Annotated in this window: 13 protein-coding genes; 9 read left to right on the plus strand and 4 right to left on the minus strand. The window is 63.7% G+C overall.

The genetic code is table 11. The annotated features are described in order from the left end of the window. Positions 1–153 precede the first annotated feature (153 nt). Entirely contained in the window at positions 154–1269 is a 1116-nt protein-coding gene (locus JZY06_RS02335) for a ferrochelatase (RefSeq protein ID WP_207118176.1), read from the plus strand. Between the two features lie 60 nt (positions 1270–1329). Here JZY06_RS02335 and JZY06_RS02340 read toward each other — a convergent pair whose 3' ends face one another. Next, positions 1330–2169, minus strand: a complete 840-nt coding sequence (locus tag JZY06_RS02340; RefSeq protein ID WP_207118177.1) for a hypothetical protein — start codon at positions 2167–2169, stop codon at positions 1330–1332. A gap of 82 nt (positions 2170–2251) precedes the next feature. On the opposite strand from JZY06_RS02340, the gene JZY06_RS02345 reads away from it, so the two are divergent. From JZY06_RS02345 to JZY06_RS02365, 5 genes are all read left to right on the plus strand, one after another. Next, positions 2252–3094, plus strand: a complete 843-nt coding sequence (locus JZY06_RS02345) for a DUF3097 domain-containing protein (RefSeq protein WP_207118178.1) — start codon at positions 2252–2254, stop codon at positions 3092–3094. Between the two features lie 54 nt (positions 3095–3148). Next, on the plus strand, positions 3149–3577 hold the full coding sequence (locus JZY06_RS02350) for an NfeD family protein (protein WP_207118179.1): 429 nt from the start codon (positions 3149–3151) through the stop codon (positions 3575–3577). A gap of 105 nt (positions 3578–3682) precedes the next feature. After that, positions 3683–4930, plus strand: coding sequence for an SPFH domain-containing protein (locus JZY06_RS02355; RefSeq protein ID WP_207118180.1), 1248 nt, complete (start codon positions 3683–3685; stop codon positions 4928–4930). 426 nt (positions 4931–5356) lie between these two features. Then, the gene (locus JZY06_RS02360) at positions 5357–5737 is read left to right on the plus strand and encodes a hypothetical protein (RefSeq protein ID WP_207118181.1); all 381 of its coding nucleotides are present in this window, start codon (positions 5357–5359) and stop codon (positions 5735–5737) included. Between the two features lie 247 nt (positions 5738–5984). After that, positions 5985–8675, plus strand: a complete 2691-nt coding sequence (locus JZY06_RS02365; protein WP_207118182.1) for a hypothetical protein — start codon at positions 5985–5987, stop codon at positions 8673–8675. 121 nt (positions 8676–8796) lie between these two features. Here JZY06_RS02365 and JZY06_RS02370 read toward each other — a convergent pair whose 3' ends face one another. Further along, positions 8797–9381 (minus strand): MarR family transcriptional regulator, encoded by a 585-nt coding sequence (locus tag JZY06_RS02370; protein ID WP_207118183.1) that lies wholly within the window; start codon positions 9379–9381, stop codon positions 8797–8799. Positions 9382–9742: 361 nt separating this feature from the next. Next, the gene (locus JZY06_RS02375) at positions 9743–10447 is read right to left on the minus strand and encodes a TVP38/TMEM64 family protein (RefSeq protein ID WP_330617031.1); all 705 of its coding nucleotides are present in this window, start codon (positions 10445–10447) and stop codon (positions 9743–9745) included. A 656-nt stretch (positions 10448–11103) separates the two neighbouring features. Here JZY06_RS02375 and JZY06_RS02380 point away from each other — a divergent pair. The 3 genes from JZY06_RS02380 to meaB all read left to right on the plus strand — a co-directional run bounded on the left by JZY06_RS02380 (position 11104) and on the right by meaB (position 16588). Then, positions 11104–12984, plus strand: coding sequence for a methylmalonyl-CoA mutase family protein (locus tag JZY06_RS02380; RefSeq protein WP_207118184.1), 1881 nt, complete (start codon positions 11104–11106; stop codon positions 12982–12984). A 10-nt stretch (positions 12985–12994) separates the two neighbouring features. Beyond that, positions 12995–15265 carry a methylmalonyl-CoA mutase gene (gene scpA / locus JZY06_RS02385; protein ID WP_207118185.1) on the plus strand — a complete coding sequence of 757 codons (2271 nt, stop codon included), beginning with the start codon at positions 12995–12997 and terminating at the stop codon, positions 15263–15265. Between the two features lie 222 nt (positions 15266–15487). After that, complete coding sequence (gene meaB / locus JZY06_RS02390) at positions 15488–16588, plus strand: methylmalonyl Co-A mutase-associated GTPase MeaB (protein ID WP_207118316.1); 1101 nt, start codon at positions 15488–15490, stop codon at positions 16586–16588. A 124-nt stretch (positions 16589–16712) separates the two neighbouring features. On the opposite strand, the gene JZY06_RS02395 is transcribed toward meaB, so the two are convergent. After that, entirely contained in the window at positions 16713–17960 is a 1248-nt protein-coding gene (locus JZY06_RS02395) for a hypothetical protein (protein WP_207118186.1), read from the minus strand. Positions 17961–18074: the final 114 nt, after the last annotated feature.

Here is an 18074-nt window from a genome sequence, read left to right on the forward strand (position 1 = left end):
CCCGCCGCGGCGCCGTCCGGAACCACCACTTGTTTCGTCACTTATTCCGTCACTTATTCCGGGGTGGGGTGCTGTGGTGTCCGGATGGGTGGCAGGCAGCGCTCACGGTCATACTTTTGGTTGATGCCGCGGTGCGGCGATAGGGTTGTGGGCATGTTGGTTTCCGGTATTCCCGCCCCCCAGCACTACGACGCCCTGATGCTGTTGTCCTTCGGTGGACCCGAGGGCCATGACGATGTGCGTCCCTTCCTGGAAAATGTCACCCGCGGCCGTGGTATCCCCGCCCACCGCCTGGACGAGGTGGAGGAGCACTACCACCATTTCGGCGGCAAATCCCCGCTCAATGACCTCAACCGGGAAATCATCGCCAATATCGAAGCCGAGCTGGCCCGCCGCGGGCACGACCTGCCGGTTTATTTCGGCAACCGCAACTGGCATCCGCTGGCCGGTGACACGGCCTGTGCCATGGCGCGGGACGGGGTCCGCAACGCCGTGGTGTTCGCCACTTCCGCGTGGGCGGGATATTCCGGCTGCCGCCAGTATGACGAGGATATTGAGCTGATGGCCCACCAGCTGGCCGAGGAAGGTCTCGGCCCGGTCACCTTCACCAAGCTCCGGCAGTTTTTCGACCATCCGAAGTTCATTGCCGCCACCGCCGGCGCGGTGCGGGAAGCGTATGCGAAACTGCCCGCCGACAAGCGGGATGGCGCCCGGCTGATGTTTACCGCCCACTCGATTCCGCTGTCGATGGATGCCGCCGCCGGGGTGGACAAGGAAGGCAGCCTGTATTCCCGGCAAATCCACGAGGCCGCGCGTCTGGTGGCCAAGGCCTGTGGGGTGGCTGACTATGACGTGGTGTGGCAGTCGCGGTCCGGCCCGCCGCATATCCCGTGGCTGGAACCCGACATTGTCGACCATGTCACGGCCCTTCACGAGGCCGGTGAGCTGTCCGCGGCGGTGGTCTGCCCGGTGGGCTTTTTGTCCGACCACATTGAAGTGGTGTGGGATTTGGATTCCGAGCTTGCCGAGGAAGCCGCCGAGTTCGGGCTGCCGATCCAGCGGGCGGCCACTGTCGGGCACACCGCCCTGTTCGCCTCGCTGATTGTCGATCTGATAGAGGAACTGTCCGCCGGTGCGACACCGCAGTCACTGGGAGACGTTCCGGTCAAAGGCTGTTCGGTCAACGGAGCCCCCTGCGAGAGCACATGTTGCGTGCCGCCGAAAAAACACGGTCCGACCGGGCCGAAACGCTCCGGGCACCCGGGGTAAACCGGCCGGTTTTATTGACCACCGGTTTTCCCGCGGCAGGTGTCGGGCGCACCCCGTCACCTACCCGGTGGGGGTTCTGGCGAATTCGGCCAGGGCGTAGTTGACCGCGGCCTGCCGGGCCAGGCGGATCGGCCGGGCCAACTGGTAGAGCTCGCCGTCGAAGCTGTGGTCGTTCAACGCGATGACCGTGGTGTGGATGATGGCGGTGACCCGGTCGGCGCGGGCCAGCAGCTTCAGGGTGCGGGCCGGGGTGTGCGGGGGAAGACCGGGATAGTCGTAGTAGTCGCTGAGCCTGCCGACCGTGAGCCGCGGATCCGGGCCGCCCCAGGCCCGGGTGGTGCGCCCACCCGCCTGTGCCACCAGGGCTGCCGCCCGGTCGGTGGCGGTGGTGAGCAGATGATCGGCATCGCCGGCACCGACTGCCGCCGGTGGGGTGGGGGTGGTCCCGACACGGAAGTGGCGCCAGTTCCATCCGGTGGCCGGGCCATCGTCCGGATCCCAGGCGGCCAGATCGACCGGGTGCTCGGGAACCGGCACAAACACATGATCAACCGCCGGGTTGGCATCGGCCACCACCAGTGCGCCGGCACCGGTGGCAGTGACCGTGCGGGCGGCCTCGGTTCCGGCCGCAACCGGCGGGATATCGCCGGGACCGGTCAATACCAGCTGGACCAGCGGATGTCCCGGCGGCAGTCTGTCGGCCGCACCGGATGAGGCGCGGCGCACAAGCTTGCACATCTCGGCCAGGCCCGGGCCGTCGCCGCCGTTGAAACGGTGGCTGGTGGCCAGCGTGAACAGCGCATCGTGCATGTCGTCGTAGGCGACACGGTGGTGGATGAACGCACCCAGCCACACGGCGGCATGTTGCACGGGCGTGAACAACTGGGCGATCGGATCCATGGCCAGCGATTCTAGACCACGGCACGCCGGGGACACCACGAATAGGGCTTGAGGCTGTGGGGGATGGTTAGTGTGTAGACCCATGGGTTTCGATGACAGATATTCGTCAGATATTTTCGCCGGGCACGCCCGCAGCAAAAAACCGGTCTACCGCAAAGTGCCGGCCACGCGGGGTCTGGTCGCCGAAGTTGTGGCCGACGGCTGGGTGGGGGCGGTCACCGGCTGGGAGAAAACCTACGACGGCGAGTTCGTCCGGCTGGAAGACCGCCGCGGGGTCGACAAGCTCTACAAACTGCGCGAGGGCGCGTTCATGATCGACGGGGAAAGAGTCACCCTGGTGCGCCACGTGGAAAAACAGGGTCCGCAGCGCTCGGCGTCGGGTTCCAGGAAAGTGGCCCATGTGGAGGCGAAAGTCGCCGCACCCTCCCGGATTTGGGTGGAAGGCATCCACGATGCGGCGATCGTGGAGAAAGTGTGGGGCCATGATCTGCGGGTCGAAGGTGTGGTGGTCGAATACCTCGAGGGCCTGGACAATCTTCAGCAGCGCCTGGACGAATTCGGCCCCGGCCCGGGCAGACGGGTCGGCGTGCTGGCCGACCATCTGGTCGAAGGGTCGAAAGAAACCCGCCTGACCGCCTCGCTCGGGCCGGACGTGTTTGTCACCGGCCACCCGTTCGTCGATATCTGGGCGGCGGTCAAACCCGCCAGTGTCGGTATCCCCTCCTGGCCGGATGTGCCGCTGGGTGAAGAGTGGAAAACCGGGGTGTGCCGCCGGCTGGGCTGGGGGGACCGCCGGGAGGGTTTCAACCGGGTCTACAACGCGGTGAACTCATTCGCCGATCTGGATCCGAGCCTGATTGGCGCGGTGGAAAGACTGGTCGATTTCACCACGGTGCCCGGGGTGCGCAAAGAAGATCTCAGGTGAGCATGCAACGGCGGGCACTGCCCCGCCGTCGCCCGGTGCGTTAGGGTGTAGCTTATGGGACCTGTTGTGTGGCTGATTGCCGCTGTAGCGCTTGCCGGGCTGGAACTTGCCGCCGGGGATTTCACCCTGCTCATGCTGGCCGGTGGAGCGCTGGCTGCGGCGGGGATCGGGTTTGCCGGTCTGCCCCTGTGGGCCACCGGCGCCACGTTCTGCATCGTGTCGATTCTGCTGGTGTTTTTCGTCCGGCCGGTGATGCGGCGGCAGTTGACGAGCAGGAAAGCTCTGGATACCTCCGCCAAAGCACTGGAAGGCTCCCACGCGCAGGTGCTGGAAACAACCAGCGCCGCCGGCGGACAAATCAAACTGGGCGGGTCGATATGGTCGGCGAAATCGATGGATCCGAGCCAGGTGTTTGAACCCGACGACATCGTCCAGGTGATCAAGATTGACGGTGCCACCGCCATCGTGTGGAAAAACACCTGAACGGCCCGCAGCGGCTGCCAGCCGATCCCATCCCGTTCCCATCCCGTTGACCGCCCGGTGGACGGGATAGTTCCAGAAAAAACATGACTCCAGGAAGGCCCCGAAATGGTTGAACTGTTAGGACCGTCATTGGTGTGGATTGTGCTCATTGTCTTCGTGGCCCTGGTGGTGTCACGGTCGGTGAAACTGATCCACCAGGGGGAAGCGGCCGTCATCGAACGCCTCGGCCGCTACACCCGCACCGTCGAAGGCGGCATCACCCTGATCATTCCTTTCATTGACCGGGTGCGGGCCAAAGTCGACACCCGTGAGCGGGTGGTCAGCTTCCCGCCGCAACCGGTGATCACCCAGGAAAACGTCACCGTTGGCATCGACGTGGTCGTCACCTTCCAGATCAATGACCCGGCCCGGGCGATCTACGGGGTCGACAACTACATCTACGGTGTTGAACAGATCACTGTCGCAACCCTGCGTGACGTGGTCGGTGGCATGACCCTGGAAGACACACTGACCTCCCGGGAGATGATCAACCGCAGGCTGCGCGGCGAACTCGATGCCGCCACCACCAAATGGGGTCTGCGCATCTCGCGGGTGGAACTGAAAGCCATTGACCCGCCGGCCTCGATCCAGCAGGCGATGGAGATGCAGATGAAGGCCGAACGTGAAAAGCGGGCGATGATCCTGCAGGCGGAAGGCCAGCGGGAAGCCGACATCAAAACGGCCGAGGGCGACAAACAGGCCCGGGTGCTGTCGGCGGAAGGTGAAAAATCGGCCGCTATTTTGGCCGCTGAAGCCGAACGCCAGGGCGAGATTCTGCGCGCCGAAGGTGAACGTGCCGCCAAGTTCCTGCGCGCCCAGGGTGAGGCCCGCTCAATCCAGAAAGTCAACGCCGCCATCAAAGCCGCCCAGATCACCCCGGAGGTGCTGGCCTACCAGTACCTGGAGAAACTTCCGAAAATGGCCGAAGGCGACGCCAACAAAACGTGGATCATTCCCAGCCAATTCGGCGATTCGCTGGAGCAGTTCGCCCAGGCGCTGGCCGGCAAAGACGATGACGGGGTGTTCCGCTACGAGCCGGCGGCACCCACCGAGGAGGAAATCGAGCTGGCCAAGGAAGAAGACACCTCCGACTGGTTTTCCACCGAGACCGACCCGGAAATCGCCAAAGCCGTCGCCGCCGCCAACGCCGTGGCCAACAAACCCATCGACGACCCGGAGATTCCGACACCTCGTCCGATGCCCGGTTCCGCTGCGGCAACCACACCCGAGCTGGATGCCGCACCGCCGGCAACCGACGGTGACATCGACATCCCGGAACATCATCCGGCAACCGGCGGCCATGTCAACCCCTGAACGCTGACAGCGCTGCCGGGGCATACCACCCCGTGTTCCATCCCCACCCGCAGGGCCGAAACGGTGCCCTGCGGGTTTTTGCCATCCCTGACTGTCGTGTCCGGCACCAGCCCTGCCGCACAGCACCAATTCCGGCCGACCTCCGCCGGTTGCCCGGACCGTGTGCCGGCAGCCGCGTCACACCACGGGTGACAGGGCTGGTAAAGAAGGGTGAACACCCCGTCACCCAGCGGGGCAGGCTGTCACCGGCGGTGGAAAAAGACGGGTGTTGTCACCTGCGGGGCCGCCACCGGTCTGCCCCGCCCCACACCCGCGCGGCCGCACAATCGCGGTAGCCGAGCTGGGTGTGCCGGCCCCGGGGGGGTTTATCCTGGAAATTGCTGATTTGACGATTAATTTTTCGTGAATGGAAAAAACCCGACAACCGTGAAGACAACAACAGCACACCATCTCCTGGCCTGCACCGTGGTGGCCACGCTCGCCGTCTGCGCAACGGTGGCCGGGTTTATCACCCCGGTCCGGGCCGCGTCCCCGGCCGACGGCCCGGCGGTGGTCCAGATACTCAACAGCAACCAGTCGTACCGGACCGCTGTCGCTGAAGGACAGACCTTCACGGTGGCCTCCACCTTGGTTTGGCGCAACAATTCACCCGCTGCGGCCGCACCCGAATCAGTCGGGCAGATCATTACCCCGGTCAACGGGGTGAAGGCTTCCCGGGTGGTTTTTTCCTCTGACCGGGTCAGCGGCACAAAGCTGATCACCCCGGGATCACATAAGGCAACAAACAACGGCGCGGGGACGCGGTAGACGGTACCTGCCGGTGTGATCCGTGAAGTTCCCGCGGGGGAAACGGCATCGGCGGTTGTGACCGTGACCTACACGATCACCAAACTTGAGGAAGCCACCAAAGAATTGAAGCGGTGGTGCGACGGTGACGGCAACGGTGTCAGGGCGCGGGGGTTTGTCGGCGATGACGAAAGCTCCCCGGTGTGCACCAGCATCAGGTTTCCCAAAATGACTCTCACCCGCACGGTGGCCGACCTTCGAACCGACGATGAAGTGGTCATTGTCGGCAACGGCCGGAAAACGGTGGATTTTCACCTACACGATTGTCAACACCGGGTCCTCGCCGCTGAAGGATTTCACCCTGGTCGACCAAGCGGTGGTGACGGGTGCCGCAGGAATCCCCGAGCGGCGGGCCAAGCTGGATTTAACCGGCCTGACATGCACGGCAGCATCCCGGGACGGGAAGAAGGGGGACAAGGATCTTCCCGTGACCGTCACCGTTGAAGACGACAACACAACCGCGGCGATCACCCTCGACAACAATGACACGCTCGGGCACCGGGGCACAGTAACCTGTGTCCTGAACAATGTTGACCTCAACGAGATGGAATACACGGTCGATTATGCCCGCCGGCTGTTCGCTGTCACCGCGACAGTGGTGCCCGAGCAAGGGCAGAGGCTGGCGGCCAACCAGGACACCGTATCCAAAAGCGTGTCAACCCTGTTCAAAAAACAGGACGCCTCCCGCTTTGTCTCCACCCTCACCACGGGACCGGCGCCTGACAATCGGGTGCTGGACGGACGCGAGGGGCAAAAAATCGCGGCCGAATTCACCCTGGAGGTGTCCAACACCAGTCCCCGCTACAGCCACACCCCGACAACGGTATCGGTTGATGTATCCGGAATTGCCGACGGTATCGAGGTCACCTCGGTCACGCTCAGCCCGGTGAACCCCGTGGGCGGCAACCGGCTGGTCGACGACGAGATCCCCCTGAACAAAACACCGGCAGGGATCTGGCAGACAACCAGGGGACTCAACACCATTGCCGGGAACTCGTCCGGCCGGGCGATAGTTCGTGTGACCGCCCGGGTGGACAAGGTTCCCGGGGCTGATCACCGCCAGTGCAACAACAAACCACACAGCGGCTTGTTTGTCTCAGCGGCCACCGATTCCGGCAGCGCGACGAGCGCCTGTCTGGCAATGGCTCTCCAACAAGCCAGTTTCCACCGGACGATCTCGACAATCGAGGGTCAACCAGGGCGCGCGGCCAACACGCCCGGATCCCCCTTTTCGGTGGCCCCCCACCAACGTGTCTGGTTCGGCTGGACTGTCCGCAATACCGGTGAAAGCACCCTTGGTGACATGATCGTCCACGATTATGATCTCCAGGTCGTCAACGGGCGCAATGACACAGAGGTGGCCAATCGTATCCCGGAGTCGTTGACATGCGATAACGGGGCCACAGCCGAAAAAAGCGTCGACGGCAAGGGTTTTTCCGTCACTTTCGGCTCGACTGGCCTGCTGCCCGGGCAAGCGGTGACCTGCGCATACGGCAATGGTAGTGAACCTCTGTGGCAGGGCAATCGCTCCCAGACGAAAAGCGCGGCGAGAATCCGCAGCAAGTTTTTCAAAAGACATGTGGCCGACGAACCGCCGGCCTTGCTTGATGCGGAGTCGACTGTTTACGCCCGCCAGCCCGGTCCATCCGTCTTCGTCTCACAGATCACCAATAAGGGTCAAGGTGACAGCCGCCATGCGCCGGTGGTGGTGACAGGGGCCAAAGACCAGAAGATTGCGGTGACATGGTTGGTCAACGTCAGAAACTTTGACTACCGGGAGACGTTGCGGCCCGGGGATCTGGGTTTTACCGCAACGACGCTTCCCGGCACTGCCATTACGGCACTGTCGGTTACCCCGCTGGAAAACAAAGACGACAGCCTGGTCGACGAACCCCGTGTCGTCACCGACCCCGCATCAGGCCTGCTGATAGTCAGGAAGAACGAGATCAACGGCATTGCGCCCAACACCACCCGGGCCGCCTACGTGACGGCACTGTACACGGTCACCGATCCGGTGGCACTGATCAGGGACCGGGACACGTTGTCGTGCGGCACCAAGGGCGGCTTCAGCCTGACCTCCGGTGCAGGCCATGACTGCCGGGATGTGGCTTTCGCTCAGATTGCCGGTGATGTTTCCATCAACGGGTCAAAGAAGTTTCAATTCGACAACCCCCGGTCCGCCACTGTCACCTACACGGTGAGAAACACCGGAAATGCCAGCCTGCCGACAATCCAGTTGTATGACGCCGGCTGGATGCCCCGGGAGGACACCCCTGATCCCACAGACATTATGGTCGGTCCCACCCGCGTGATGGACCATGTGTCCTGCCAGCCTTCCAGCATCGGTGGGGTGGTGCCGCAGCTTGTGCACAGACGACGTCACGACACCGGCGGCGCTGATGTGCACAGTGTGCTGCTGTCGTTTCCCGAGAATAAGCCCTTCCAACCCAACAGCCGCATCGAATGCACCCGCACCGTTTCCTACGACGAGATGTTTGGCGGCGGGACAAACCATTACGGAGTGCATTTCTGGGCCGACGGGTATGCCTCATTTCCAGTGATGCAGCAGAAAAACGGCGGCAGCACACCGGGAGCAGTGTCATCGCAGAATGTGGATGCCCGGGCAGAGGTGGTGACACAGCCGACTGCCGGTGGTGGGGGCCGGGACACCAACGACAACCGCCCCGGTCCGAACCGGCAGCCGGGTGGCGGCACCGAAACACCACGGGTTGAACCGGCACCGGACGTATCATCGACGGGAGGCGCCGGGATTGCTGCGCTGGTGGTTGTGCCGTTGCTGGCCGTCGTGGCGGCCATCATTTATCTGTTGATGCCGAAGCAGGGGATTGGCGCGACACTGCTGTACTTCCCGGCGGAAGGCACCTTCCACGTGGTGTAGACAAACCCGGCGGTAGGGAACCGCTTCGAATCTGTGGGCGCGGCAGCCGATGCGGAAAAGGGCGCGCCCTCCCGGTGGAGCGGGCGGCGGGCAGTGAACTGTGTGACCGCAACAGTGGGTTCTACCGCGGTGGCGGGGACGCGGTGGCCTCATCGAGGCGCGTGAGAAGGTTGACGGCCAACTGCCAACCGGCGTTTTCGGCCTGCCATGCCGCAGCCTGCAGCCGCTGGGACATCGCCTGCTTGGAGATACCGAGTTCTTCCGCGGCTTCGATCTGTGAGTAGCCACGGCGCATGAATGAGGTGGCTTCCCGCCCCTCCGGGGTGCGCCGGGTGAGAATCTGGGCAATCAGCATGAATACGGCCACAATATCGGCGGGGCCGACTCCGCCGGCCGCATCCACGGCCGCGGCCACCGTTCCAGGTTTGGCTTTTTTCGTCAGGCAGGAAGTTGCCTTGGCCACGGCCGTTTCCGCGCTCGCCCCGTGTCCGATTCCGACCGCCCAGTCCCCGTCGCTGAGAAGCACCATCGTTGTGTCGACCACAGCCCGCGGGGTGGCCACCAGGGCACGGATATTCTCCACATCAAGATGTTCGAAAGAACCGACGCCATCCAGGGTGGACAAAGCCTCCGCCGAGCGGGACACGAATTCCGCGCGGCGGGGGGTGTCACCTCTGTAGCGGATGTGGAGAGCGAAAACAGCCATGAAAACCTTTGCGGACGGGGTGAAAATAACCAGGGAAGACGGTGTGCTGGCTGCGGTGAAGCATCCAGCCACCGGATAGGCCGTCTAAAGTCTACTCTTAAGGCTTGACTACGGGCGGGTGTGCGGAAAAAGGGGGGATGTATCCGATACGGGTGGAGGATTGTTGCGCCTGCCCGGTGCCGGGTACGACGGGTTTACCGGGCATGTCACCGCTGCGACCATGCCGGTCACAGACGATGGTTTACCGTGCGCCGCCCCCGGCCCCCGGCGGATATGCGGTGTACCCACAAATGACAGACGGGCCGGGGCGGGGGTGGTGTGCCCGTACCGGTGGGAGGGCCGGCGGTGGTGCCGGCGCGGGCTAGACCGGCAGCTTGTTGTCCAGCAGCAGCCCCAGGCTGCCGATGGTGAACAGCACCACCGTTACCAGCAGCACCGCCGGATTCGACCGTCCGGTCAAAGCGTCACCGAAGATAACGGTGGCAATGGTGCCCGGTGCCGACCCCACCAGGGTGGCGGCGGTGAACATGCCCACCGGGACACTGGTCAGTGCGGCGGTGTAGTTCAGGATCGAAAACGGCACCGCGGCAATCATCCGCAGGGAGGCAACCGACAGCCAGCCGCGTTTTTTCAACCGGTCGTTGATGGTGGCCACCGCCGGGTGGGTCAGGTGCGGTTTCATCCATTCACCGAGAACATGGCGTACCAGTGTCAAAGACACGGCCGCCGAAATCGTTGTCGCCGCCAGTGCGATCATGATTCCCGCCACGGGGCCGAACAGGATGCCGGCCGACAGGGTGAAAATGGTGCGGGGTACCGGCAGTTGGGTCAGGGCGATGTAGGCGAAGAAAAACAGCACCGGAAACCAGCTGCCGGTGGCATCCGACCAGTCGCGGATGCGGCCAAGGCCCGGGGTGTCGGTGACGGTAACCGCCACAACGATTCCACCGACAAGCACAATCGTGGCGGTTTGTTTCAGCCGCGACATGGCGGCAAACGACCGGGCCGCATCGACGGCCATCTGGCGGAAAAAATCCCTCAGGCCGGGACGGGTGTTTTCTGTCACGGTTGGACACTGTAGCCCACCCCGGCCGACGACCCTTGCCGCACCGCCGCCGGCCGGATCACCGCAGCCGACCATCGGGTCCCGGGTGATTACGTTACTGCGAACACGCGGGTGCAGGTCACGGCCGCACGAGATTAGTGCCCGATGTGTCCCCAGCCAAGGCCTGAAGGGGTTTATCATGGAAAGCGTGGTGTGACTATCGGCGGGGCGTGGAGGCGTCCCCCGGGTCACAAACGTGGTGTCCGCACGAATGTTCGGGTGTGGCTCCCGCCGGTTTTTCCCTGTGCGGAAAAAATTCCCGGCCGGGCTGCTGTGGCCCGGGCGATTATGCGGATTGCCCAACTGCACAACAACACGATCAAACGCACCGCCCGGGGTGGACCGGCACTGCTTCTTGGATGCTGTGCCGCTACCGTTTCTACCGGCACCGCGGCATCCGGGTTGGCACACCGAAGGACACCTGCCCCGGCAGGTTCCCGTCAGTGTGTCAGGCCCGTGGGCGCGCAGTCGAGGAGAGCTGCGCGGACCGTACCGATGCCACCGGTTGTCCGTACCGGCCATGGACGGGATCTTGGGATTGCCCCGGATTTCTCCCGGCCCCGGGTGGGAGCGATTGTCGATGCCAACTGATCCAAGAGGAGAGGAAGAGGACCGCTATGACGCAGACCGCTGATGCGCCGGCCGTGGCCCTGCCAGAAGATTTCGACGCCAGGTACCAGAACTGGTACAAGGCGGTGGCAGGAGTATTCGCCCGGGTGCGCCGGACAGACGTCGCCGAGATTCCCCTTGATGTGTGGAAAAAACTCATCAAGACCACCTACGACGGTATTGATGTCCGACCCCTGTACACCCGCGCCGATGATCTGGACGAGCTCGCCGCACCCGGCGTGTTCCCGTTTGTGCGCGGGCATGAGGTCAAAGACGCCGATGCCGCCGGATGGGGAGTCACCGAGACCTTCGGTGGACTCGGGTGCGACAACGCCACAGAGTCGAACAAGAACATGTTGCAGGCGTTGATGAACGGCACCACCTGCGCCGTCATCGACACCACGGGAGTATTGGGTGCCGCCGATATTCCCGCGCTGCTGGACAAGGTGCTGCTGGAATATGTTCCGGTGCGGCTGAAGGCCGGTCCCGGCCTGGCCGAGTCCGCCGCCAGCCTGCTGTCGGTCATTGACGCGCAGGGCTGCGGTGACAGATGCACCGTCGATTTCGGCGCCACTCCGCTGACCTCGCTGGTTGACGGCAGTGCGACTGTCACCACCGACCAGGCCGTGCAGCTGGCCGAGCAGGCCGCCGCACGTGGGGGTGACATCCGGGCCATCATGGTTGACGGTGCCGCTTTTTCCAACCAGGGCGGGTCCGATTCGCAGGAGATCGCCTACACCCTGGCGGCCGGGGTCGACTACATCCGGCTTCTCACCGACGCGGGCCTGACGCCGAAACAGGCCATCGACCAGTTGTCGGTGCGGCTGACCGCCTCTGACGACCAGTTCAACCAGATCGCGAAATTCCGTGCCTTCCGTGGCCTGTGGGCGCGGATCTGTGAAGTCATCGGCGAGCCTGCAGCTGCGGGAAGCACCCCGCAGCATGCGGTCACCGCCCCGGTGATGTTCTCCCAACGCGACCCCTTCGTCAATATGCTGCGCTGCACGGTGGCGGCGTTCGCCGCCGGTGTCGGCGGGGCCACCGATGTGGAGATTTTGCCCTTCGATACAGCGGTGTGCGGCGGTTTGCCCAATACCTCCCGCTCGTTTGCGCACCGCATCGCCCGCAACACCAACCTTTTGCTGCTCGAGGAGTCCCATCTCGGCTTTGTGGTTGATCCGGGCGGCGGGTCCTACTACATCGAGGAACTGACCGATGAGCTGGCGAAAGTGTCCTGGAAGATTTTCCAGGAAGTGGAAGCCGCCGGCGGATACCGGGCGGCTGTCGCATCGGGCATGATCGGCAAGGCCCTGGACGACAACCACGAAAAGGTGCGCGACGATATCGCCCACCGCATCAAGAAGGTCACCGGCATCAACGAGTTCCCGAACCTGCTGGAAAAACCGCTGCCGAAAGACAAAAGGCGGGAACCGGAAGGCATCAGGCGTTTCGCAGCCCAATTCGAGGGCCTGCGCAACCGGTCGGACGATTTCTTTGACGAGCACGGTGAGCGCCCCCAAGCGGTCCTGATTCCGCTGGGACCGCTGGCCAAACACAATGTGCGCACCGGCTTCGCCACCAACCTGCTCGCCTCCGGCGGTATTGAGGCGATCAACCCCGGGCAGTTGACACCGGGAACAGAAGAATTCGCCGCCGCCGCGAAAACATCCCCGATCGCGGTGATCTGCGGCGCTGATCCCGAATACGCCAATTCCGGGCAGGATGCCGTCAAAGCCCTGCGCGATGCGGGCGTGAAAACCGTTCTTGTGGCCGGGGCAAAGAAATCCTTCGCCGACGCCGACGATGACCACAGCCCCGACGACTACCTGAACATGACCATCGATGCGGCCGCCACACTGGATGAGCTGCTCAGCGAGCTGGGAGCGTGAGGATCAAGCCATGACAATCCCCAATTTCAAGGACACCCCCTTAACCGCCGGCCAGCCGCCGAAAGCCGCAGCCACCCCGCCGGCCGCATCGGAACAAGTTTGGGCCACCCCGGAAAAAATCGATGTGCGCCGGGTCTACACCCGCGCCGACCGGGATGAAGCCGCCAAAGGCGGCGGGGAAGACAACCGTCCCGCCCACCCACTGGATTCCTTCCCCGGCATGCCGCCGTTCATGCGCGGACCGTACCCGACGATGTACACCAACCAGCCGTGGACGATTCGGCAGTACGCCGGGTTTTCCACCGCCGCCGAATCCAATGCCTTCTACCGTCGTAACCTGGCGGCCGGCCAGAAAGGCCTGTCGGTGGCTTTCGACCTGGCCACCCACCGCGGCTACGACTCCGATAATGAGCGCGTGGTCGGTGACGTCGGCATGGCCGGTGTGGCCATTGACTCGATTCTGGACATGCGGCAGCTGTTCGAGGGCATCGACCTGGGTGCGGTGTCGGTGTCGATGACCATGAACGGCGCGGTGCTGCCGATTCTGGCGCTCTACATCGTCGCCGCAGAGGAACAGGGTGTGGCCCCGGAAAATCTCGCCGGCACCATCCAAAACGACATCCTCAAAGAGTTCATGGTGCGCAACACCTACATCTACCCGCCGAAACCGTCGATGCGGATCATCTCGAACATCTTCGAGTACACGTCGATGAAGATGCCGCGGTTCAACTCGATTTCGATCTCCGGATACCACATCCAGGAAGCCGGGGCCACCGCCGACCTGGAGCTGGCCTACACCCTGGCAGACGGTGTGGAATACATCCGGGCCGGCAAAGAAGTGGGACTCGACGTCGACAAGTTCGCCCCGCGGTTGAGTTTCTTCTGGGGCATTTCCATGTACACCTTCATGGAGATCGCGAAGCTTCGGGCAGGACGGCTGCTGTGGAGTGAACTGGTCGGCAACTTCAACCCGAAGAACAAAAAATCCCAGTCGCTGCGCACCCACTCGCAGACCTCCGGGTGGTCGCTGACCGCCCAGGACGTGTTCAACAATGTGCCGCGCACCTGCATTGAGGCCATGGCCGCCACCCAGGGCCACACCCAGTCGCTGCACACCAACGCCCTCGATGAGGCACTGGCTCTGCCCACCGACTTCTCCGCCCGCATCGCCCGCAACACCCAGCTGCTTCTGCAGCAGGAATCCGGTACGGTGCGGCCCGTTGACCCGTGGGCCGGGTCGTACTACATCGAATGGCTGACCAACGAGCTGGCCAACCGGGCGCGCAAACACATCGAGGAAGTCGAGGAAGCCGGCGGTATGGCGCAGGCGACCATCGAGGGTATTCCGAAGCTGCGCATCGAGGAGTCCGCGGCCCGCACCCAGGCCCGCATCGACTCCGGCCGCCAGGCCCTGATCGGCGTCAACAAGTACACCGTCGCCGAAGACGAGCAGATCGAGGTGCTGAAAGTCGACAACACCAAGGTCCGCCAGGAGCAGCTGGAAAAACTCGAGTGGCTGAGGCAGAACCGCGACAATGATGCCGTTAAGGAAGCCCTCGACAAGCTCACCGAGGCCTGCAAGATGGAGACCAAAGAACCCGGTGACCTGGACCACAACCTGCTGAAACTGGCCGTGGATGCGGCCCGCGTGCAGGCCACTGTCGGCGAGATTTCCTTCGCCATGGAGAAAGTCTTCGGCCGCCATGAAGCGGAGATCAGGACCTTGTCCGGTGTCTACAAAGACGAGGTCGGAAAGGAAGGGGAGGTGTCCAACGTCAAAAAAGCCATTGCCATGGCCGATGCTTTCGAAGCAGAGGAGGGCCGCCGTCCGCGTATCTTCATCGCGAAAATGGGCCAGGACGGCCACGACCGCGGCCAGAAGGTGGTGGCTTCGGCCTACGCCGACCTGGGCATGGACGTCGATGTCGGACCGCTGTTCCAGACCCCGGCGGAAGCTGCCCGCTCCGCGGTCGACAACGATGTGCACGTGGTCGGCGTGTCCTCGCTTGCCGCAGGTCATCTCACGCTTGTACCGGCGCTGAAAAAGGAACTGGCGAAACTCGGCCGCGAGGACATCATGATTGTGGTCGGCGGCGTTATTCCGCCCGGTGACTTCCAGGAGCTCTACGATGACGGCGCGGCCGCCATCTACCCGCCCGGAACCGTCATCGCCGACGCCGCCATCGACATGATGGACAAACTGTCCAAGCAGCTCGGCTTCGACCTGGACATCCCCGAGATTGAGGAAGAAGACGCCACAGCCGATCTACCGGTGATGTAGAAAACACCCGGTAGTATCCCCATTTATTACCCCACCGTCCCGACCGCCGCGCGGCGGGGCGGTGGGGTGGCGGGGCCGCACACTTTTTGCACACACACCACATCCCTTCTCATCTCCCCAGCGACCTGCCACCACCCGGGCACACCCGGCCCGGGCCTGTCTGACAGGCAGGGCCGTGAAGGGGAGAGGGAAGTTAAAAAACCGGCAGGAACACCAGTGGACATCAACAGCGAGGAATACCTCGAGCAGCACCATCAGGGATCGGCGCTGCTCACCACCGGAGGAACCGATCTGGGGGATGTGACAGCCATTGCCCCCGAAGTCGTCAAACGCGCCCGCAGACGCATCGACGTCGACGATCTTTTCCACGGTGTGCGGGAAGGCAACCGGTCGAAGATCGCCCGCTCGATCACGCTGCTCGAATCAACCGCGGCAGCCCACAAAGTCCTGGCCCAGGAGCTGCTGGTGAAACTGCTGCCGCATTCCGGCAATGCCCTGCGGGTCGGGATCACCGGGGTGCCCGGGGTGGGTAAATCCACCTTCATCGAAGCCCTCGGCATGAAACTTCTGGCCGAAGGCCACAAGGTTGCGGTGCTGGCCATCGACCCGTCGTCGACGAAAACCCGCGGATCGATCCTGGGCGATAAAACCCGCATGGCGAAACTGTCGGTGGAAGACAACGCCTACATCCGACCCTCCCCGTCGGCCGGGACACTGGGCGGGGTGGCCAAAGCCACCCGCGAATCGATGGTTGTGTTCGAAGCCGCCGGTTTCGACATCATTCTCGTCGAAACCGTCGGTGTCGGGCAGTCGGAGGTCACCGTGTCCAACATGGTTGACTGTTTCACCTTCCTCGCCCTGGCCGGTGCCGGCGACCAGCTGCAGGGGATCAAAAAAGGTGTCCTGGAGATGGCTGATCTGGTGGCCATCAACAAAGCCGACGGGCCGAATGTCAAACACGCCAAACGCGCCGCCCGGGATCTGTCTGCCGCCCTGCGCATGGTGCAGTCCGAGGACGCCCACTGGAAAACCCCGACCATGACCATGTCGGCGGTGGAAGGCAACGGGCTGGACAAATTCTGGGACACCGTCGAAGAGCACCACAAAGTGATGCTGGAGACCGGGCGTTTCGAGCACACCCGCCGCGAGCAGCAGGTCGGCTGGATGTGGTCGATGGTGCATGAAACCCTGCTCGGACGGCTCAACACCAACCCGGATGTGAAAAAGGTGAGAAAACTCGTCGAAGCGCAGCTGCGCCACGGCCAAATCACCCCGACCCTGGGAGCGGAACGGGTCCTCAACGCCTTCGACGGCACCGTGTGAGAGTTTTCTCGTCACAGAACGTGTCCCGGATCAATCCGCGCGGGTGACACCACCCCGGCCCGCCGGGTGCGGGGGGACACGCCTGGCCGCCGGACGGGGTGTTCGCAGGTTGAAAGCCGGTGGCCTAATAGGTGTCTGTCGGATACCACACCGACACCCCTTGCGGGGTGAGAGTGAAGCTGTAGCCATTGTTGGTGCAGGTCATTGTTTCCCCGGTGGCGGTGCACACAAAGGAGTGCCCGTCCAGCAGATGCTCACCGGGTTCAAGTACCGCCACCGGGGTCGTCTCATCGACGACCAGGGCCGGCCCGGGCCAGGCGCACGGCAGATTGTTCGAGTCCAGCTTCACCGCCGACGGCACATCACCGTCACCGGCGGGCATACCGATCTCATCCGCGCTGCAGGCATGCCGCGTGCCCTGCCCCGGGGTAGCCCCGTCGGTGTTGTGCAGCCGGCACTCGAGCGGCGATCCGCCCTGTAATGGGCCAGTGGCCGCGTGGCAGAGAATGTTTCCGCTGGACGTGGTGAAAAACAGGCTGGTTGTATCCCCGTTGTTGTCCGCCTGGGGGAACTTCCACAGCTCGGTGGCCGAAGAGTAGCCCTCAAACGGCACCGGCCCGGTGATGTTCCGGTTGTTGTAGGAGGTCAAATTCTCGGACATCTGCTCCGGGAGTTTCTCCGGCGGCAGGGATCCGGGCGGCGTTTCAAGCAGGTTGTTGCTGCAGCCCACATCCGGATCGACGAGTGTGATCGCCGCCTGCCCTTGTGTCACTGTCGCGCGGAAACGGGCGCCGGCAGCGGTGCCGGCACCGGGGCCTTCCAGGCAGTTGCCGGGGCCGAAGAAGGTGAAGGTGTCACCGCCGTGTGACGGGGAGATCGAATAGTTGCCGGCGGGTGGTGTCATACCGGCAAACTGTGCACCGTCGAAAAACAGAATCCGGGTTTCCGCATGCCCGAACTGGTTGCCGTCCATGACAAACCTGGTGGGCAGTCGTTGGATGATGGCGTAGCCCGGCCCGCCGCAGGGCGTGATGGTGTCATCGGTGACCCGCCACCCCCAGTCGGGTTGTTTCCGGTCGGGGATGGTGCGGGCGACCTGTCTGATCAAATCCCCGGAACTTGTGTCGGCGCAGCTTGTCCGGTCACCCGCCGGCTGGTCTTTGCCGAAGCCGTCACCGGCAGCGGACGCCGTAGCGGTGGTGGCCGGGGCCTGCTGGAGCTTGGTGGTCACTGTGACCGAGACCGGATCGTCGGCGGAGGTGCCGGTCGTGGTCGAACAGCCTGTGCACAGTGCGGCTGTCAGCGCCGCGGCAACAATGACCGGCGGGACAAATCCCGCGGCGTGCCGGGCGGTGGTGGTAATGGGTGTCATGCTCGCAAGGATTCAGGTCGGCGGGGCAAAGGGGGGCACAGTCCATGTTATTACCCCGGTGGGTATGAAGGGAAGACTTTTTTCGGCACCGCAGCCGGGATGAACACTCGCCGG

It is taken from the genome of Corynebacterium mendelii (assembly GCF_017307055.1).
Lineage (GTDB): Bacteria > Actinomycetota > Actinomycetes > Mycobacteriales > Mycobacteriaceae > Corynebacterium > Corynebacterium mendelii.